This window comes from Cellulomonas sp. A375-1, assembly GCF_001040865.1.
Classification (GTDB): Bacteria; Actinomycetota; Actinomycetes; order Actinomycetales; family Cellulomonadaceae; genus Cellulomonas; species Cellulomonas gelida.
In genome coordinates this window covers 1-18,596 of record NZ_LFKW01000013.1, presented here as the reverse complement: position 1 = coordinate 18,596, position 18,596 = coordinate 1, and the positions used below count along the sequence as shown (strand labels likewise).

The window sequence follows — 18,596 nt, the reverse complement described above, 5'->3', positions numbered from 1 at the left end:
GCGAGGGTACAACGCACGACCTACGTCCCTGGTGCCCGCCCACCGCCTGTGATCTGCGCGTCACTCAGGGCATGCCGAGCGCGCGCAGCAGCGCGGCGGTCGCAGCGGCCAGGATCACCACGACGACGAACGGCGCGCGCAGCGCGAGCGCGACCGCAGCGACCGCGAGGGCCGGCAGCCGGGCGTCGAGGACGAGCTCGCGACCATGCGCCACCGCCTGCACCGCCACGAGCGCCGAGAGCAGCGCGACGGTGACGAGCGCGGCAGTGCGCGCGACGCGCGGCTCGGCGAGCCAGTGCTCGGGCACGAGGTGCCCGACGAGCTTGATCGCGAACACGACGCCCGCGCCCACGAGCACGGCGATCCAGGTGGCGGTGGGGCTCACGCACGACCTTCTTCCTCGGGCGCGTGCGCCCGCTCGTCGTCGTCGGGTGCGTCGCGGTCCGCAGGTGCCGTCATGCCGACGACGATCGCGATCGCCGCCGCGAGCAGCACGGGGACTCCGGCGGGCAGGAACGGCGTGGTCGCGAGCGCCGCCAGCACCGCAGCGGCGCCGACGAGCCGCGCGAGCCGCCCGTGCGGACCCGAGAAGCGCGGCCAGACGAGCGCGAGGAAGGCGGCCGCCGCTGCGGCGTCGAGGCCGTACCGGCGCGGGTCGCCCAGCGCGTCGCCGAGCAGCGCGCCCCCGAGCGTGCACAGGTTCCACAGCACGAACACGCCGACGCCTGTCCACCAGAACCCCGCGCGCGCCGCCGGGCCGGGGCGGTGCGCGGTCCCCACCGCCGTGGACTCGTCGATCGTGAGCTGGGCGGCGAGCAGGCGTCGTGGCCCGTGCACGCCCAGGAGCGGGGCGACCTGCGGTCCGTACAGCCCGTTGCGCACGCCGAGCAGGCCTGCGGTCGCGACCGCGGCAGTCGCGGTGCCGCCCGCACCGACCACGCCGATGAACGCGAACTGCGAGCCGCCCGAGAACATCAGCAGCGACAGGGCCATGGTCTGGCCCAGCGAGAGCCCGGCGACGACGGACAGGGCACCGAACGAGACGCCGTACAGGCCGGTCGCCACGGCGACCGACACCGCCTGACGGACGGCTGCGCGGACCTCGTCGTGCTGCGCGTCCTGCCTGCTCACGTCGGTCACTGTCGCACACGCGGACGCCTGGTCCCGTTCCGCCGGGCCCGAACGTACGATGACGCGCATGACGCTGCCGTCCTACGAGCCGTCCGGACCCACCACGCCGTCCCCGACGCCGATCGCCACGCCGTACGAGGACCTCCTGCGGCTCGTGCTCGAGACCGGCACGCCGAAGTCCGACCGCACCGGCACCGGGACGCGCTCGGTGTTCGGGCACCAGATGCGGTTCGACCTGTCCGCGGGCTTCCCCCTCGTGACGACCAAGCGCGTGCACCTGCGCTCAGTGGTGTACGAGCTGCTGTGGTTCCTGCGCGGCGACTCGAACGTGCGCTGGCTGCAGGAGCACGGCGTGAAGATCTGGGACGAGTGGGCCGACGAGAACGGTGAGCTCGGCCCGGTGTACGGCGTGCAGTGGCGGTCCTGGCCGACGCCCGACGGCGGTCACGTCGACCAGATCGCGCAGCTCGTGGAGAACCTGCGCACGAACCCGGACTCACGGCGCCACGTCGTCTCGGCGTGGAACGTCGCCGAGCTGCCGCAGATGGCGCTCATGCCGTGCCACGCGCTGTTCCAGTTCTACGTCGCCGACGGCCGGCTGTCGTGCCAGCTCTACCAGCGCTCCGCGGACCTGTTCCTCGGCGTGCCGTTCAACATCGCGTCGTACGCGCTGCTCACCCACATGGTCGCCCAGCAGGCCGGCCTCGAGGTGGGCGACTTCGTGTGGACGGGCGGCGACTGCCACATCTACGACAACCACGTCGAGCAGGTGCGTGAGCAGCTCGCGCGCGCGCCGTACCCCGCGCCCACGCTGCAGCTGCGCCACGCGCCGTCGATCTTCGACTACACGTTCGAGGACGTCGAGGTGGTCGGCTACCAGCACCACCCGACGATCAAGGCGCCGATCGCCGTATGACGACGGGGGAGCGTCGAGCGCCCGAGGTGGCGCTCGTGTGGGCGCAGAGCGCGACGGGGGTGATCGGCGCGGACGGGGCCATGCCCTGGCACGTGCCTGAGGATCTCGCGAGGTTCCGGGCACTCACCGGTGGGCATCCCGTCGTGATGGGACGCGCGACGTGGGACTCGCTGCCACCGCGGTGGCGGCCGCTGCCCGGGCGGACCAACGTCGTGCTCTCGCGCCAGCACGGCCTGGCGCTCGACGGCGCCACGGTGTGCGGCGACCTCGAGGCCGCGTGGGAGGTGGCCTCGGCCGTGCCCGGCGGCGAGCAGGTGTGGGTCGTCGGCGGCGGGGCCGTGTACGCACTCGCGCTGCCGCGCGCCGACCGCGTCGAGCTCACGAAGATCGACGCCACCGTCGCCGGCGACACCCACGCGCCGCGCCTGGACCCGCAGGAGTGGCGGCTCGAGTCCGCGGACCCGGCGGGCGCGTGGCACACGTCGTCGTCGGGCGTGCGCTACCGCTTCGAGACCTACCGACGCCGCTGACGCCGGGGCGCCCGGTCGTCGTGCGCGACGTGCCCGGGACGTGGATCCTGGGCGGTCCGCGTGGTCGGGGAGCGGTACGGTGGGCGCCATGCCGCAGGTGACGTCGAGCACGCGACCGTTCGGGGCCTTGCTCTCCGCGATGGTCACCCCGTTCACGGCCGACGGCGAGGTCGACCTCGACGCCGCGGTGCGGCTCGCCCGCCGGCTCGTCGACGCGGGCCACGACGGCCTGGTCCTCAACGGCACGACCGGTGAGGCCCCCACCACGCACGCCCCCGAGAAGGCCGAGCTCATCGCGGCGGTGGTCGAGGCGGTCGGTGACCGCGCGTACGTCGTCGCCGGCGCGGGGTCCAACGACACGCTGCACGCGGTCCGCATGGCCGAGCAGGCCGCCGAGGCCGGTGCGCACGGGCTCCTCGTCGTCAGCCCGTACTACTCGCGGCCCTCGCAGCCGGGCGTCGTCGCGCACGTGCGCGCGGTGCTCGACGCGGCGGACCTGCCCGCGATGCTCTACGACGTCCCGGGTCGCGCCGGGGTCCGCCTCGCCGACGCGACGATCGACACCCTCGCGGCCGACGAGCGCGTGGTCGCCTTCAAGGACGCCACGGGTGACACCGTCAACGCGGCACGGGGGATCGCGCGCACCGACCTCGCCTGGTACTCGGGCGACGACGGCCTGATCGCGCAGTTCCTCGCGGTGGGCGCCGCGGGCATCGTCGGCGTCGTCACGCAGGCCGCGAGCCGCATGTTCGTCGACGTGCTGTCCGCCTGGGACCGGGGCGACGTCACGGGCATGCAGCGCGCCTACGCCGCGACCCTGCCCGTGACCGACGCCGTCAACGGCGCCGGGTTCCAGGCCGTCCACGTCAAGGCGGCGCTCGAGGTGCTGGGGTTCATCCCGCGGCGCCCCGTGCGCCTGCCGTACGTCGCCGCGTCCGACGAGGAGGTCGACGGCATCCGGGCCGCGCTGCGCGCTGCGGGCCTGCTCGACGCCGCGCTCACCTGACGCCCACGCGACCCCCGGGCCGCACGCACCACCACACACGTCATCACCCGGACCAGGTCCGGGACCGTCGCGGGTCCGCGCCGCAAGCCCGGCCCGCCCGTTGCAGGGAGAGCCCTTGAGCCACCCCCATCCCGAGCTCGACACCCCGCCGCCGCTGCCCGAGGGCGCCCTGCGCGTCGTCGCACTGGGCGGCCTCGGTGAGGTCGGCCGCAACATGGCCGTGCTCGAGTTCGCCGGCCGTCTGCTCGTCATCGACTGCGGCGTGCTGTTCCCCGAGGACCACCAGCCCGGCGTCGACCTGATCCTGCCGGACTTCGACTACATCCGGGACCGGCTCGACGACATCGAGGCAATCGTCCTCACGCACGGCCACGAGGACCACATCGGCGCCGTGCCGTACCTGCTGCGGCTGCGGGCCGACATCCCGCTCGTCGGCTCGCAGCTCACGCTCGCGTTCGTCGAGGCGAAGCTCAAGGAGCACCGCATCACGCCGCGCACCCGCCCGGTGCGCGAGGGCCAGGTCGAGCGGTTCGGCCAGTTCGAGTGCGAGTTCGTCGCCGTGAACCACTCGATCCCGGACGCGCTCGCGGTCGCCGTGACGACGCCCGCCGGGACAGTGCTCCACACGGGCGACTTCAAGATGGACCAGCTCCCGCTCGACGGGCGCATCACCGACCTGCGCGCGTTCGCGCGGCTCGGTGAGAAGGGCGTCGACCTGTTCATGGTCGACTCGACCAACGCCGAGGTCCCCGGCTTCGTCGCGCCTGAGCGCGGCATCGGGCCGGTGCTCGACGGTGTGTTCGCCGACTCGGCGAAGCGCATCATCGTGGCGTCGTTCGCCTCGCACGTGCACCGCGTGCAGCAGGTCCTCGACGCCGCCGCCGCGCACGGCCGTCGCGTCGCACTCGTCGGGCGGTCGATGGTGCGGAACATGGCGATCGCCGCCGACCTCGGCTACCTCAAGGTGCCGGACGGCGTGCTGATCGACCTCAAGGCGGTGGGCGACCTGCCGGACGACGAGGTCGTGCTCATGTGCACGGGCTCGCAGGGTGAGCCGATGGCCGCGCTGTCACGCATGGCGAACAACGACCACAAGGTCTCGGTCGGCGCCGGCGACACGGTGATCCTGGCCTCGTCCCTCATCCCGGGGAACGAGAACGCCGTCTACCGCGTGATCAACGGCCTCACGCGGCTCGGGGCACGCGTCGTGCACTCCGGCAACGCCAAGGTGCACGTCTCGGGCCACGCGTCGGCCGGCGAGCTCCTGTACTGCTACAACATCCTGCGCCCGCGCAACGTCATGCCGGTGCACGGCGAGGTCCGTCACCTCGTGGCCAACGCGGCGCTCGCGGTGCAGACCGGTGTCCCGGCCGACCGCGTGGTCCTCGCGGAGGACGGCGTGGTCATCGACCTGGTCGACGGGCGCGCGTCGGTCGTCGGCGCGGTGCCCTGCGGGTACGTGTACGTCGACGGGTCGAGCGTCGGGGGCATCACCGAGGCCGAGCTCAAGGACCGGCGCATCCTCGGCGACGAGGGGTTCGTGTCGATCTTCGCGGTCGTCTCGTCGGCCGACGGCAAGGTCCTGGCCGGGCCGCAGATCCACGCGCGCGGCTTCGCCGAGCAGGACGACGTGTTCGAGGACATCCTCCCCGAGGTCACGCGGGCGCTCGAGGAGGCCGTCGCGCAGGGCGCGACCGACACGCACCAGCTGCAGCAGGTGATCCGGCGCGTGGTCGGCCGGTGGGTCTCGGGCCGGCTGCGGCGCCGGCCGATGATCATCCCCGTGGTGGTCGAGGCCTGACGGAGAACGTCTCGCGGTGGCGACGCGGCGTCGTGCGCAGGTGCTCGGTGAAGTGCACACGAAGCGTCGCCGCCGACCCGAACCCGGACCTGCGGGCGACCTCGTCGACGCTAAGGTCGGTGGTCTCGAGCAGCACGCGCGCACGTGCCAGGCGCTGCTGCACGAGCCACCGGCCGGGGCTGATCCCGGTCCGGTCCCGGAACCTGCGGGTGAACGTGCGTCGTGCGAGATGCACCTGCTCGGCCCACGTGTCGAGGTCGAGCGGATCGTCGAGGTGGTCGAGCGCCCACTCGATGGCCCTGTCGACCGGGTCCGCGCCCGGTCGGCGAGACACCGGGGCAGGGATGAACTGCGTCTGGGCGCCGTCACGGTGCGGCGCGAGCACGAGCGCGCGCGCGACGCTGTCGGCCATCGTGACACCGAGATCGGTGCGCACGACGTGCAGGCACGTGTCGAGGGCGGCCGCGACCCCGGCGGACGTCACGACATCGCCCAGGTCGGACCACAGGATGTCCGAGCGCACCCGCACCGCGGGGTAGCGCCTCGCGAGGTCGTCAGCGGCGTGCCAGTGGGTCGCGAGAGTGCGGCCGTCGGCGATGCCGCTGGCGGCGACCACGTACGCGCCGAGGCACAGCCCGACCACGCGCGCGCCGCGGCCGTGCGCTGCCCGGACCGCTTCGACGAGCGCCGGCGGCGGATCCCGGCGCGTGTCCCAGCTCGGCAGGACCACAGTGCGTGCCTCGGTGAGGAGCTCGAGGCCGTGGTCGACGACGATGTCGTACCCGGCTGACGTCGGCACCCGGCCGGGGCGCTCGGCGCACACCGCGACCTCGTACCCGGTGTGGGGAGCGACGCCGCCCCCCGAGGCCAGGACGGCGCTCGGGACCGCGAGGTGGAACGGGCTGATCCCTGCGAAGGCGACGACGGCGACCCGGTGCGTCGTGGCACGGGGCCGAGTGTGCTCGGCGGCGTCCTGCCGGGTCGCGGGCATGGCCTGATCCTAGCGATCATCGACTCGCGGGCCACTGGCCGCGTGAGGTGAGTCCATCGAGCATGGAGTGATGACCCAGACGCCAGCACAGCACGACTCCGCCACGCCGCACGACGTCGTCGCGACGTGGGTCGGCGGTCCGACGCTCCACCTCGTCTACGCCGGCACGGCGTTCCTCACCGACCCGACGTTCGACGAGGCCCCCGCCGAGTACGCCGGACCCGTCACGCTGCGCAAGCTCGTCGGACCGGCGGTGCCCGTCGACGCGCTCGGACCCGTCGACGTCGTCCTGCTGTCGCACGACCAGCATGCCGACAACCTCGACGCGGCCGGTCGCGCACTCCTGGCCGCAGTCCCGACCGTCCTGTCCACGACCGCCGCTGCGACTCGGGTGCCTGAGGTGCGTGGGCTCGACCCCTGGGACCACGTCGATCTCGACGGCGGCGTGCGTGTGACGGCGGTGCCCGCGCGGCACGGCCCCGAGGGCAGCGAGGCGCTCAGCGGCTCCGTGGTCGGCTTCGTCCTCGAGGCCGAGGCCTGGCCGACGGTCTACGTCTCGGGTGACAACGCCTCGCTCGACGTGGTCGACCAGGTCGTGCGCCGGTTCCCGGACATCGCGTTGGCCGTGCTCTTCGTGGGTGCCGCGAACGTCGGCCGGTTCGGGGCGGAGCCGCTCACGCTCGACGCACTGCGGGCCAGCGCCGCGATCGACCTGCTAGCACCTGCGCGCGTCGTCCCTGTGCACCACACCGACTGGGCACACTTCGTCGAACCGCTCGCGGTTCTCGAGGAGCGGCTCGAGCGCGGGGGACGACTCGACCGTCTCGTCGTGCCGGAGCGAGGCATCCCGTTGACGCTGTGACCTCGTCGCGCCGGGTCGAGGCCCGCCCGGGTCCTCGTCAGGTCGCGTCGCCGCGGCTCCCGGTGGGCGCGGGCTCGACCGTGAGCGCCGTCGCGGCGTCGGCGACGCCCGCAGGCTCGGGCTCGGGCACGCCGTGCGATCGGCGCGACGCGGCGGCCGACCCGGCGAGGATGAGAGCGGCTGCGGCGACGACCGCCAGGGTGAGCGGCTCGTCGAGCACGAGCGCCCCGAGCGCGACCGCGACCACGGGGTTGAGGTAGGCGACGAGCGTGGAGCGCGCGCCGCCGACCTCGGCGATGAGCCGGAAGAAGAGCACGAACGCCAGCGCGGTGCTGACCACGCCGAGCGCGACGAGGGCGAGCACGGCGTCAGTGCCCGGTCGCTCGTGCGGCGCCTCGAGGAGCACGACCGGCAGGTAGACGAGCGCGGCGATCACGAGGCAGGCCGTCGTCATCGGGATCGCCGGGACCCCTCGCAGATGCCGTTCCGCGACGATCGGCGCGATCGCGTACCCGAGCGCCGCGACGAGCACCTGCACGACCGCCCACGGGTCTCCCGCGGCCGCGCCGGGACCGAGCAGGAGCGCCACGCCGCCGAGCGCGACCAGCAGGCCCGCCCACCGCACGAGCGCCACGGCCTGGCCGTCGACGAAGCGGCCGATCACCACGGCCGCGATGGGCACGGTCGCCACGAGCAGCCCGGTCGTCGAGCTGGACAGCGTGCGCTCGGCGTTCGACAGCAGGATCCACGGGATCACGAGCTCGAGCACCGCGAACGCTCCGATCGCCGGCCAGTGCCCGCGCAACGCGCGCAGCCCGCCGCGCCGCAGCGCGAACGGCAGCAGCAGGAGCGCGCCGATCGACGTGCGGGCGAGCACGACCGTCGCCGGCGTGACCTGCTCGACGGCCACCTTGATGAGCAGGTAGGGCACGCCCCAGATCACGCCCATCGCCAGGAGCAGGGCCCAGCCGCGGCGCGTCATGTCAGCGGCCCGGTCGCGAGTGTGTGCACGGGCACACCGTAGGACCGACCACCGACAGGAGCGGGCGGCGCACGGGCCCGACGTGCGGGCGAAGCTCGCGAACCGCCGGACGACACGGCGCGGGCAGCGGCGCTGCGGCGGGCCGCGACGCTACCGTGAGGACCATGGCGACCCGTACGACTCCCCGGTCGCGCTCCGGCGCGCCCGCTGCACGGTCCGCCGGCACGTCCTCCGGCAAGAAGCAGCCCGCGCGGCAGGGGGGATCGCGTCCGGCGAGCCGCACCGCCGCGCCCGCGGCCCCGCGCCGGCCCGCGCTCCCGGTGCGGATCGTCCGGGGCATCTGGATGGGCAGCGCCCACCTCGTCGGTGGCGCCGCGCGGCGGGTCGGTCGCGACGCGCGTGACCTCGACCCCTCGCACCGGCGGGACGGGCTCGCGTTCACCCTGCTCGGGATCGCCGTGATCGTCGCGGCGCGCGAGTGGTGGTCGCTGTCCGGCACGGCCGGCGGCGTGGTCCACAACATCGTCGCGGGCACGTTCGGCGTCGTCGGCGTCGTCGTGCCGATCCTGCTGCTCGCGACGTCCGTCAGGCTCATGCGGCACCCGGACCGCGGCCAGGCGAACGGTCGCATCGGCATCGGCTTCGCGGCGATCCTGCTTGCGGTGTGCGCGCTCGTGCACGTCTTCGCCGACGCTCCCGGCACCGACGACATGGACGCCGTCCGTGGCGCCGGCGGGATGCTCGGGCTCATCGTCGGGACGCCGCTGGTGACGCTCGTGACGACCCCGGTGACCGTCGTGCTGCTCTTCCTGCTGGCGTTCTTCGGGGTGCTGGTCGTCACGGCCACGCCCGTGCACCAGGTCGTCCCGCGCCTGCGTGCGCTGTACCGGCGGCTCACGGGTCAGCACGACGAGGCGACGGGTGACGAGGCCGACGACGAGCCGCTCGTCATCAACGCCCTCCACTCCGCCGTCGAGGAGCCCGAGGCTCGGCCCGGCAGGCGCCGGGGGAGGCTCGCCCGCCGTCGGGCGGAGGCGCAGGCCGAGGCCGAGCAGGCCGCTCTCGACGCCTACGAGGCGGACGAGGCGTTCGTGCGCGCCGCGGTCGTGGTGCCCGGGGCCGAGCACGACGACGAGACGCAGGCGTTCGACCCCGCACCCCCGACCGAGCCGACGGCCGCCGTCGACGCCGAGGCGGCAGCCGCCGTCCCCAGCCGCACCAAGGCCCCGCTGGCCCCGCCCGTGACCACGGGGGTGCCGCGCGGCGAGCAGCCGATGCTCGACGGCGACGTGCTCTACACGCTGCCGTCGGAGGAGTCGCTCGTGAAGGGCGCTCCGCACAAGGTGCGCTCGGCGGCGAACGACCGCGTCGTCGAGTCGCTCACCAGCGTCCTGGAGCAGTTCGAGATCGACGCGAAGGTCACGGGCTTCACGCGCGGCCCGACCGTGACCCGGTACGAGGTCGAGCTGGGCCAGGCCGTCAAGGTCGAGCGCGTCACCGCGCTGTCCAAGAACATCGCCTACGCGGTGGCCTCCGCGGACGTGCGGATCCTGTCGCCGATCCCCGGCAAGTCGGCGATCGGCATCGAGATCCCCAACACGGACCGCGAGACGGTCGCCCTCGGCGACGTGCTGCGCTCGGCCGCCGCGAAGCGCTCCGACCACCCGATGGTCATCGGCGTCGGCAAGGACGTCGAGGGCGGGTACGTGACCGCGAACCTCGCCAAGATGCCGCACCTGCTCGTCGCGGGCGCCACCGGCGCCGGCAAGTCGAGCTTCGTCAACTCGATGATCGTCTCGATCCTCATGCGTGCGACGCCCGACGAGGTGCGCATGGTGCTCGTCGACCCCAAGCGCGTCGAGCTGACGATCTACGAGGGCATCCCGCACCTCATCACCCCGATCATCACGAACCCGAAGAAGGCCGCGGAGGCCCTCGAGTGGGTCGTGCGGGAGATGGAGGCGCGCTACGACGACCTCGCAGCGTTCGGGTTCAAGCACATCGACGACTTCAACGCCGCGGTGCGGGCGGGCAAGGTCAAGCCGCTGCCCGGCTCCGAGCGCAAGATCGCGACGTACCCGTACCTGCTGGTGATCGTCGACGAGCTCGCCGACCTCATGATGGTCGCGCCGCGCGACGTCGAGGCGTCGATCCAGCGCATCACGCAGCTCGCGCGCGCGGCCGGGATCCACCTGGTGCTCGCGACCCAGCGCCCGTCCGTCGACGTCGTGACCGGCTTGATCAAGGCGAACGTGCCGTCCCGCCTGGCGTTCGCGACGTCCTCGCTGACCGACTCGCGCGTCGTCCTCGACCAGCCGGGTGCCGAGAAGCTGATCGGTCAGGGTGACGCGCTCTTCCTGCCGATGGGTGCGGCCAAGCCGATGCGTACGCAGGGCGCGTGGGTCGCGGAGTCCGAGATCCACGCGGTCGTCGCGCACGTCAAGACCCAGCTCAAGCCGTCGTACCGGCAGGACGTCACCCAGGCCGCGCCCAAGAAGCAGGTCGACGAGGACATCGGCGACGACCTGGACCTGCTGCTGCAGGCCGCCGAGCTCGTCGTGACGACGCAGTTCGGCTCGACGTCGATGCTGCAGCGCAAGCTGCGCGTCGGCTTCGCCAAGGCCGGGCGCCTCATGGACCTGCTCGAGTCGCGCGAGATCGTCGGGCCGTCGGAGGGCTCGAAGGCCCGGGAGGTGCTGGTGCAGGCCGACGACCTGCCGGCCACGCTCGCGATGCTGCGCGGGGCTCCCGAGGCGCTGCCCGGCGACGAGGGGATCCCCGTCGCGACCGACTACCACGACGATCTCGAGGACGAGGGCCAGGACTGGCCCGGCGGCGCTCGGTGAGCGCCGGGCGCGCGCCGCACGACGCGTCGGTCGCGTCGCTCGTCTCCGGCACGACCGACACCGTGGGCGTGGGCCTGCTCGTGATCGCCGCGATCGCGGTCGTCGCGCTCGTGTGGGTCCTGGTGCTGCTCGCCCGCCAGCGTCGCGAGGTGCACCGGGCCAACGGCCTGCTCGACCTGTCGCGCGAGCTGCGGCACCGGTACGACGCCCTGCAGGCAGTGACGAAGGAGGGCGTGCTCGTCGTCTCGCTGTCCGGCACGGTGCTGGACATCTCCGAGCGAGCCGCGGCGATCCTCGGGCTCGAGAGCGACGCGGTGGTGGGCCGGCACCTGACCGACCTGCCCGTGGTGCTCGTCAACGAGCAGGGGCTGTCCATGAACCCCGCCGCGGTGCTCGGCTACCGCACGGGCCGGGCAGGCTACACGGTCGACTCGCAGCTCGTGGGGGTCGCGCTGCCGGGGCCGATGGGGACCCAGGCGCGCATGGTGCAGGTCGCGAGCCAGCTCGTCGCGGCCGCCGACGGTGACGCGCCGGCCGTGCTCACGACGCTCGTCGACGTCACGGGGTCGCGCCAGGTCGAGGCCGCGCTGTCCCGGTCCGAGACGCAGTTCCGCGTCGCGATGGAGAACGCGCCGATCGGCATGGCGCTCGTCGACCTGGACTGGCACATCGTCGAGGCCAACGCGGCGCTCGCCGAGCTGCTCGGGACCACGGTCGAGGCGCTGCGCGGCTACCCGATGGAGGCGCTCGGCACGCCGGACTCGCGCGCGAGCGAGCGGCTGGAGGTCGACCGGCTGCTGGGTGGCGGCCAGCACCGGTTCTCGATCGAGAAGCGCTACCAGCGGGCCGACGACCACCTCGTGTGGGTCGTGCTCGACGCCGCGCTCGTGCGCAGCCCCACGGGCGAGCCCGACCACTTCGTCGTGCAGGTGCGCGACTCGACCGAGTCGCGGCTGCAGGCCGAGATGCTCACGCACCGCGCGATGCACGACCCGCTGACCGGCCTGGCGAACCGCACGCTGCTGCAGGAGGTGCTGCAGTCGGTCCTCGAGCAGCCCGGCGTCGTGGACCGGGTCGCGGTGCTCGCGTGCGACCTCGACGGGTTCAAGGAGATCAACGACCGGTACGGCCACGCGGCCGGTGACGAGGTGCTCGTGCACGTCGCGGGCGTGCTGCGGGCAGCGACCGCCCGGCGCGGCACCGTCGCGCGGCTCGGTGGCGACGAGTTCGTCGTCGTCGTGCAGGACGTCGACGGTCCCCGGGCGGTGTTCGAGGTCGCGGGCGCGATCCACGCCGGCCTGGCCGAGCCCGTCCGCGTCGCGCGCCGGCGCCTCGCGGTGGCCGCGAGCATCGGGATCGCCCTGGCCGACCCCGAGACCGTGCAGGGCGGTGCGCCGGGCCTGCTGGCCGCGGCCGACTCCGCGCTCTACAAGGCCAAGGCGGGTGGACGCGGGCGCACCGAGGTGTACGACCACTCGATGGCCCGTTCGTCGGGCTCGGACCTGCTACGCGAGCTGACCGAGGCGCTCGACGCCGACGAGCTCGTCGTGCACTACCAGCCGATCGTCGACCTCGCCGACGGCCGCGTCGTCGGCTACGAGGCCCTCGTGCGCTGGCAGCACCCGTACCGCGGGCTCCTGCTGCCGGCGGCGTTCCTCTCGCTCGCGCAGGAGGCGGGCCTCGCGGTGCCGCTCGGGCAGCTGGTCGCGACCAAGGTCGCGGAGTTCGTCGCGTCGTCGCCCGACCGCACCACCTGGGTGTCGGTCAACGTCTCGGCCGACCAGCTCGGGGACGGGGAGTTCGCGACGACGCTGCTGTCGGAGATCTCCCGGCACCGGCTCATGGCGGGCCGGATCGTCGTCGAGCTCACCGAGTCCTCGCTCGTCGCGTCGGGCACGCGCATCCGTCACGAGCTCACGCAGCTGTCCGCCGCGGGCGTGCCGATCCTGCTCGACGACTTCGGCACGGGCGTCTCACCGCTGTCCTACCTGCGCGACCTGCCGGTCGCGGGTGTCAAGCTCGACATGTCGTTCACGTCCGGCATCCCCGACGACCCCACGGCGGGCAAGGTCGTGAGGGCGCTCGGTGCGCTCGCCCGCGAGCTCGCGATGGTGACGATCGCCGAGGGCATCGAGCACGCCGAGCAGGCCGAGTACCTGCACCGCAACGGCTGGCGGTACGGGCAGGGCTGGTTGTACGGGGGTGCGCAGCCGGCTCCGCCGCCCGCGGAGTCCGCGGCACCGAGCCCGGTGGCGCCCGCGTTCGTGCGTGACGCGACGCGCTCGGCACCCGTCGCGGCCGACCTCCCCACGCCGTCGGGCCCGTCGATGCCCGGGATGTCGTCGGGCCCCGCGCCCGTCCCGCCCGGGGGCCGCCCGCCCTCGCACGGGACCACCGCCGGGCCCCTGCCGCGACCGCCGCACTGACCCCGAGGGTCAGCTGGCGCGGGGCACGACCGTCGGAGCGTCACCCGTCGGCGTGAGCGGGCTCGTGCGCTGCGGCGCCTGCGAGCCGGCGGCCTCGGTCACGCGCGCGAGCCGTGCCGTGACCTCGCTCGCGGAGAGCGTCGACGTGCCGCCTGCGATGTCGGCGAGCGCGTGCACCTTGTGCCCGCTCTTGCGGTCGACCGTGATCGCCGTCCACTCGACACCGGTCACCCGCGCGGGCCCCGCGGCTCGTCCTTCGGCGTCGAAGCCGCCGGGACTGCTCACGTGCGCGGTGAGCAGCAGGCCCGAGTCGGTCTTGGCCGTGCAGCACGCGCCGTCCTGGTTGGACAGGAAGTTGCCGAGCCCGTACGCGACCCACATCCCCGTGCCGTCGGGGCCGCCCTCGAGCCGCACGACCGGCTGCGGCACGTGCGCGTGGTGGCCGATGTACAGGTCGAACTCGCCCGAGGCGGCGATCTCCTGCGCGACCTCGACCTGCTCTGCGGTGGGCTCCGTCTGGTACTCGACGCAGCAGTGCACGCTCGCGACGACGAGGTCGGCGCCGGCCTGGCGCGCTGCCTTGGCCTCGGCGACCATCGCGGGCACGTCGATGAGCGCGACCGACCACGGCTTGTCCGCGTCGACGGGCATGCCGTTGGTGCCGTAGGTCGCGGCGATCTGCGCGACGGTGATCGACTGCCCCGCACGTTCGAGCGTGTAGAGCTGCGGCTGGGCCGCCTCGGTCTGCGTGCGAGCGGTCCCGACGTGACCGAGCCCGGCCTCGTCGAGCGCGTCCAGCGTCGCGGAGACGCCCGCGAACCCGCGGTCGACGGAGTGGTTCGACGCGGTGGAGCAGCCGTCCCAGCCCTGCTGGGCGAGACCGGCGACCACCTGCGCGGGCGCCCCGAAGATCGGGTACCCGCTCGGCTTGCTGCCGGCCGGCGCGACGGGCACCTCGAGGTGGCACAGCGCGAGGTCGGCGCCCTGCACCCACGGGTCCAGGGGCGCCAGGAGGGGGCCGAAGTCGACCGTCCCGCCCGTGGTGGCCGACGAGATGACCGGGAGGTGGGGGAGGACGTCACCCGTCGCGACGATCGTGAACTCGGCGTCCGGGTCGGGCGTCGGCGAGGGTGTCGGCGACGGGGTCGGGCTCGCGCTCGTCTCGGTCGCGGTGGCCTGCGGCTGCGTCGGCTCGTCGGCGCGCTGCTCCCACGGGCGCAGCGCGGCGGCGGCGCCCCCGGCGACCGCGACGACGAGCGCGAGCGTGAGGAGCGACGCCATGACGGGTGGGCGCCGGGACGAGCGGGCGTGGCGGGTCACACGCGGACCCTAGCCGTCCCGCCTCGCTCAGCGGGAATGCGCCCCGCGTGCGCCACCCGGGCGGCGCACGGACGACGCGCGGGTAGGTCGCCCAGGTGACGGGCCCGTGGCGCTCCACGACCTAGGCTGTCGGGGTGAGCGCCGCACCCCAGCCGTCGTGGAACCTCGCGAACGTGTTGACGGTCGCGCGGGTTCTCCTCGTGCCGGTCTTCGGTTGGGCGCTGCTCGCCGAAGGCGGCGAGAGCGTCGGCTACCGGCTGCTCGCCGCCGGCATCTTCGGGGTCGCCGCGGTCACGGACCGCATCGACGGCTGGTACGCGCGCCGGACGAACCAGGTCACCGACTTCGGCAAGCTCCTCGACCCGATCGCCGACAAGCTGCTGATCGGCACGGCGCTCGTCCTGCTCTCCGCGCTGGACGAGCTGCCGTGGTGGATCACGGTCGTGATCCTCGTGCGCGAGCTCGGGATCACGGTCATGCGCTTCTTCCTGCTCCGCTACTTCGTCCTGCCCGCGTCCCGAGGGGGCAAGCTCAAGACCGTGCTGCAGTCGTTCGCGATCGGGCTCTACGTGCTGCCGCTGTTCGCGATGCCCGGCGCGTTCGAGGTGCTCGCGGGCGTGGTCATGGCCGCGGCGCTCGTGGTGACGGTCGTGACCGGCCTCGACTACGTACGCACCGCAGCCCGTATCCGTCGGACCGCGACCGTCCCGCCCGGGATCTAGCGTGCCCGGCTCTGGAACGCCCGGCCCGACGACGAGCGCGGCCGCGGTGGCTCTTGAGGCGCTGCGGGATCGTGGGTGGACGCTCGCGGTCGCCGAGTCCCTGACCGGCGGGCTGCTCAGCGCGCGCCTCGTCGACGTCCCCGGTGCCTCGCTGGTCCACCGCGGCGCGGTCGTGGCCTACGCGACCGACCTCAAGGCCCGCCTCCTCGGCGTCGACGACGACCTGCTGACCCAGCGCGGTCCGGTCGACCCGGACGTCGCGCTGCAGATGGCCGACGGCGTGCGCGAGCGGCTCGGCGCGGACGTGGGTCTCGCGACCACGGGGGTGGCCGGACCCGAGGGCCAGGACGGCAAGCCGCCGGGGACGGTGCACGTGGCGGTGGTGACACCCTTCGGCCGGCGGGTCGTCTCGCTGCTGCTCGCGGGCGACCGAGCAGCGGTGCGCGCACAGACGGTCGAGGCCGCGCTGCGGCTCCTGGTCGAGGCTGTCGCGCCGGGTGGGCGGCGCCGGGCCTCGTCGTGACTGCCGCGGTGCGGGCCGGCCGGGACCGGTGCGCCGTCCGCGAGGGTGAATCCTCGCGAGCGCGAGGGAGCGGCCGACGGGACGCGGGAACACGGCGACGTGCTCGGACGTTGGAGCGAGCGTGATGAACACTCGACCTCCTGCCCGCCGCGCGACCGCGCGTGTGAGTGGCGCACGGTACGGTGGCAAGGTGTCGGCGGACAGGACGGCGACACGCGAGGCGACACGCCAGCCGGCACGGGACGTGCCGACTGGCTCGACACTCCGGCTCGACGGCAGGACCGTCGGCCGGACGGACGAGACGAGAGGGGGAGCCCCGATGGTCGTACTGCGTCGTGAGATCGGCGATGTGCTGCGGGACGCGCGTCAGCGCCAGGGCCGGACCCTTCGTGAGGTCTCGTCGGCGGCACGGGTCTCGCTCGGGTACCTGAGCGAGGTCGAGCGAGGGCAGAAGGAGGCGTCGTCGGAGCTGCTGCAGAGCATCTGCGCCGCGCTCGACGTGCCGATGTCGCTCGTGCTGCGCGAGGTGAGCGACCGGGTCGCGGTCGCCGAAGGGCTGCTCATCCCGGACACGGTCCCCGCGGACCTGGCAGCGTCGATGGGATGCACCGGCGAGGGTGGCTGGGCGCGGACGCGCTCGGAGCTCGCGCCGATCGGCTGACGACTGCTCGTCGGCCCACTGCTCGACAGACACTCCAGCGCACGCGCTGGGCGGACTTCACCACGAGCCCCGGACGGATCGCCGTCCGGGGCTCGTGCTGTCTGCGGCTCGTTGCTGTCTGCGGCTCGTGGTGTCCGCGACCATGTGAGGACTGCCGGGTGGCCCACGAGCGCCTGCGGCGGCGGCCGATCGCCGACCTCAGGGTCGCTGGCAGGACGGGCAGTAGAACACTGGCCGCTGCATCGGGGGTTGGCGCGCCTGGCCGACCGTGATCGGCGTGCCGCACCGGGGGCACGGCTGCCTCAGCCGCCCGTGCACCCGCCCGGGTGGGAACCCCGTGAGCACGGCACGCTGCAGCTGTTGCCGCGCCGTGAGGTACAGCCGGCGCGGGTCGGGGACCTCGCGCGCCGGGGTCCACGGCCACAGGCGTAGCGCGAACAACGACTCGGCGCAGTAGATCGTCCCGATGCCCGCGGCGACCCGTTGGTCGAGCAGCACCTCGGCGGCCGGGACGTCTGCGGCCGAACGCCACCGCTCGAGGATCTCGTCGAGCGCGAGCTCGTCGGCGAGCAGGTCGGGGCCGAGGTGCGCGAGCAGGCGGGGCTCGTCGCGCGTCGGCAGCACGTCGAGCATGCCGAGCAGCCGGCCGAGCGCCGTCCAGCGGGACGTCGCGAGCACCGCTCGGAGCTCCGGGGCGCGGCCGCGTGCCGCGGGTGTCCCGGTGCGCGCCAGCCGCCACTCGCCGTCCATGCGCAGGTGGGTGTGCAGCGTGCGACCGTCGTCGAACCGCGTGAGCAGGTGCTTGCCGTAGGAGCGCGTGCCGAGCACGGTGCGGCCGGTGAGGTCCACGCCGGCCGCGGTGGGCCAGCGCAGCTCTGCGCGCTCGAGGACCTGCCCCGCGAGCGCCTCGTCGAGCCTGGTCGCGGTGCGCCGCAGGATGTCGCCCTCAGGCACCGGGCACCGCCTGCGCGGGGCGTGCGCCGTGCCGCCGGGATCGGCGCGTCATCGGTCGGTGCCGAGACGGAGCCCGCGCGGCGTGGTCGCGAAGCCCGCGGCGACCAGTGCCTGCCCGAGCGGCGAGTGCACGGCGCCGTCGGCGAGCACCGTCGCGCCGTCGATGCGGGAGATCGTGAGCCGGCCCGTGCGAGCCACGACGGCGGCGAGGCCGCGCGTCGCCGCGGCGAGGGTCTCCTCGTCGTCCGCGAACGACAGCGCGGTGCGCCCGCCGCGCTCGAGGTACAGCGCGAGCGCGCCGTCGACGAGCACGACGAGCGAGCCGGCCTTGCGCCCGGGGCGGTGCCCCGTCCCGTCGCCACCGGTGGGCCGCTCGGGCCACGCGAGCGACCCGCCGTACGGGTTGGCCGGGTCCGTCGCGGCCAGGACGACGACCACCGGGTGCGACCCCGATCCGGAGCGGCGCGCGGAGTCGTCGCTCCCGCCACCGGTCGTCGGACCTCCGCGGCCGGTGGTCCACACGTCTGCGGACCCTCGCGCGGGGACGGTCGCCGGCTCGTCGCGCAGCTCGACCGCGCGGTCCCGCGCGGCCTGCACCGTCGCGGCGTCCGCACGGAGCTGGTCGACCGCGCCCGGCAGCGCGAACTGCGACCCGCCGAGCCGCTCGACGAAGTACCCGCGGCGCACCTGGCCGCCCTGCTCGAGCGCGCCGAGCACGCGGTACACGTCCCCGAACCGGCCGCCGATGCCCTCGAGCGGGGCGACCGCGCGCGTGAGCACGCCGTGCCGGTCGAGGAGCTGGGCCGCCAGGGCGTGCGCGCGCAGCGTGGGGTCGGGCTCGCGCGGGGGCAGGAGCGACCAGCGGCCGGCGGCGCTCCCGATGCTCGAGCCGTGGGCCGGCCGGCCTGTCCCCAGCCCGCTCCCG

Annotated in this window: 16 protein-coding genes and 1 pseudogene; 10 read left to right on the top strand and 7 right to left on the bottom strand. The window is 74.2% G+C overall.

The features are described 5' to 3' along the window. Positions 1 to 64: 64 nt before the first annotated feature. Positions 65 to 385, bottom strand: coding sequence for an AzlD domain-containing protein (locus tag CWIS_RS01495; protein ID WP_048341461.1), 321 nt, complete (start codon positions 383 to 385; stop codon positions 65 to 67). Continuing rightward, positions 382 to 1,131, bottom strand: a complete 750-nt coding sequence (locus tag CWIS_RS01490; RefSeq protein ID WP_231583628.1) for an AzlC family ABC transporter permease — start codon at positions 1,129 to 1,131, stop codon at positions 382 to 384. Before CWIS_RS01490 ends, CWIS_RS01495 begins: the two co-directional genes overlap by 4 nt. A 67-nt stretch (positions 1,132 to 1,198) precedes the next feature. Here CWIS_RS01490 and CWIS_RS01485 point away from each other — a divergent pair, with 67 nt between their 5' ends. From CWIS_RS01485 to CWIS_RS01470, 4 genes are all read left to right on the top strand, one after another. Then, the gene (locus CWIS_RS01485; protein WP_048341459.1) at positions 1,199 to 2,047 is read left to right on the top strand and encodes a thymidylate synthase; all 849 of its coding nucleotides are present in this window, start codon (positions 1,199 to 1,201) and stop codon (positions 2,045 to 2,047) included. After that, positions 2,044 to 2,577 (top strand): dihydrofolate reductase, encoded by a 534-nt coding sequence (locus CWIS_RS01480; protein ID WP_048341458.1) that lies wholly within the window; start codon positions 2,044 to 2,046, stop codon positions 2,575 to 2,577. Before CWIS_RS01485 ends, CWIS_RS01480 begins: the two co-directional genes overlap by 4 nt. An 88-nt stretch (positions 2,578 to 2,665) precedes the next feature. After that, entirely contained in the window at positions 2,666 to 3,583 is a 918-nt protein-coding gene (gene dapA / locus CWIS_RS01475) for a 4-hydroxy-tetrahydrodipicolinate synthase (protein ID WP_048341477.1), read from the top strand. Between the two features lie 115 nt (positions 3,584 to 3,698). Beyond that, a complete protein-coding gene (locus tag CWIS_RS01470; RefSeq protein ID WP_048341457.1) occupies positions 3,699 to 5,384 on the top strand; it encodes a ribonuclease J in 1,686 nt (561 codons plus the stop codon). On the opposite strand, the gene CWIS_RS01465 is transcribed toward CWIS_RS01470, so the two are convergent. Beyond that, a complete protein-coding gene (locus CWIS_RS01465; RefSeq protein ID WP_048341456.1) occupies positions 5,359 to 6,375 on the bottom strand; it encodes a GlxA family transcriptional regulator in 1,017 nt (338 codons plus the stop codon). The two genes, CWIS_RS01470 and CWIS_RS01465, sit on opposite strands and share 26 nt — an antisense overlap. A 70-nt stretch (positions 6,376 to 6,445) precedes the next feature. On the opposite strand from CWIS_RS01465, the gene CWIS_RS01460 reads away from it, so the two are divergent. Further along, complete coding sequence (locus CWIS_RS01460) at positions 6,446 to 7,237, top strand: MBL fold metallo-hydrolase (protein ID WP_048341476.1); 792 nt, start codon at positions 6,446 to 6,448, stop codon at positions 7,235 to 7,237. Between the two features lie 37 nt (positions 7,238 to 7,274). Here the strand turns inward: CWIS_RS01460 and CWIS_RS01455 are convergent, their stop codons facing one another. Next, positions 7,275 to 8,219 carry a DMT family transporter gene (locus CWIS_RS01455; protein ID WP_048341455.1) on the bottom strand — a complete coding sequence of 315 codons (945 nt, stop codon included), beginning with the start codon at positions 8,217 to 8,219 and terminating at the stop codon, positions 7,275 to 7,277. A 164-nt stretch (positions 8,220 to 8,383) separates the two neighbouring features. Between CWIS_RS01455 and CWIS_RS01450 the strand changes: the two genes are divergently transcribed. Continuing rightward, positions 8,384 to 11,065, top strand: coding sequence for a DNA translocase FtsK (locus CWIS_RS01450; RefSeq protein WP_048341454.1), 2,682 nt, complete (start codon positions 8,384 to 8,386; stop codon positions 11,063 to 11,065). Further along, entirely contained in the window at positions 11,062 to 13,491 is a 2,430-nt protein-coding gene (locus tag CWIS_RS01445; RefSeq protein WP_229747442.1) for a bifunctional diguanylate cyclase/phosphodiesterase, read from the top strand. The genes CWIS_RS01450 and CWIS_RS01445 overlap by 4 nt, the downstream gene beginning before the upstream one ends. 9 nt (positions 13,492 to 13,500) lie before the next feature. On the opposite strand, the gene CWIS_RS01440 is transcribed toward CWIS_RS01445, so the two are convergent. Then, complete coding sequence (locus tag CWIS_RS01440) at positions 13,501 to 14,811, bottom strand: CapA family protein (protein WP_048341453.1); 1,311 nt, start codon at positions 14,809 to 14,811, stop codon at positions 13,501 to 13,503. Positions 14,812 to 14,945: 134 nt separating this feature from the next. Between CWIS_RS01440 and pgsA the strand changes: the two genes are divergently transcribed. The 3 genes from pgsA (at position 14,946) to CWIS_RS01425 (ending at position 16,717) form a co-directional block, all read left to right on the top strand. Beyond that, on the top strand, positions 14,946 to 15,533 hold the full coding sequence (pgsA, locus tag CWIS_RS01435; RefSeq protein WP_048341452.1) for a CDP-diacylglycerol--glycerol-3-phosphate 3-phosphatidyltransferase: 588 nt from the start codon (positions 14,946 to 14,948) through the stop codon (positions 15,531 to 15,533). A 1-nt stretch (position 15,534) separates the two neighbouring features. Then, entirely contained in the window at positions 15,535 to 16,056 is a 522-nt protein-coding gene (locus CWIS_RS01430; RefSeq protein WP_048341451.1) for a CinA family protein, read from the top strand. A gap of 319 nt (positions 16,057 to 16,375) precedes the next feature. Beyond that, entirely contained in the window at positions 16,376 to 16,717 is a 342-nt protein-coding gene (locus CWIS_RS01425) for a helix-turn-helix domain-containing protein (RefSeq protein WP_048341450.1), read from the top strand. A gap of 198 nt (positions 16,718 to 16,915) precedes the next feature. Here the strand turns inward: CWIS_RS01425 and CWIS_RS01420 are convergent, their stop codons facing one another. Next, positions 16,916 to 17,671: a DNA-formamidopyrimidine glycosylase family protein gene (locus CWIS_RS01420; protein WP_048341449.1), complete on the bottom strand. Its 756-nt coding sequence runs from the start codon at positions 17,669 to 17,671 to the stop codon at positions 16,916 to 16,918. 48 nt (positions 17,672 to 17,719) lie between these two features. After that, positions 17,720 to 18,596: pseudogene (locus CWIS_RS18565) on the bottom strand (DEAD/DEAH box helicase); the annotation flags it as partial.

Bases quoted from the DNA above. Each gene is read 5' to 3' on its own strand.
- CWIS_RS01450 (WP_048341454.1), top strand. From the start codon at position 8,384: ATGGCGACCCGTACGACTCCCCGGTCGCGCTCCGGCGCGCCCGCTGCA.
- CWIS_RS01455 (WP_048341455.1), bottom strand. From the start codon at position 8,219: ATGACGCGCCGCGGCTGGGCCCTGCTCCTGGCGATGGGCGTGATCTGG.
- CWIS_RS01425 (WP_048341450.1), top strand. From the start codon at position 16,376: ATGGTCGTACTGCGTCGTGAGATCGGCGATGTGCTGCGGGACGCGCGT.
- CWIS_RS01465 (WP_048341456.1), bottom strand. From the start codon at position 6,375: ATGCCCGCGACCCGGCAGGACGCCGCCGAGCACACTCGGCCCCGTGCC.
- CWIS_RS01485 (WP_048341459.1), top strand. From the start codon at position 1,199: ATGACGCTGCCGTCCTACGAGCCGTCCGGACCCACCACGCCGTCCCCG.
- CWIS_RS01480 (WP_048341458.1), top strand. From the start codon at position 2,044: ATGACGACGGGGGAGCGTCGAGCGCCCGAGGTGGCGCTCGTGTGGGCG.
- CWIS_RS01460 (WP_048341476.1), top strand. From the start codon at position 6,446: ATGACCCAGACGCCAGCACAGCACGACTCCGCCACGCCGCACGACGTC.
- dapA (WP_048341477.1), top strand. From the start codon at position 2,666: ATGCCGCAGGTGACGTCGAGCACGCGACCGTTCGGGGCCTTGCTCTCC.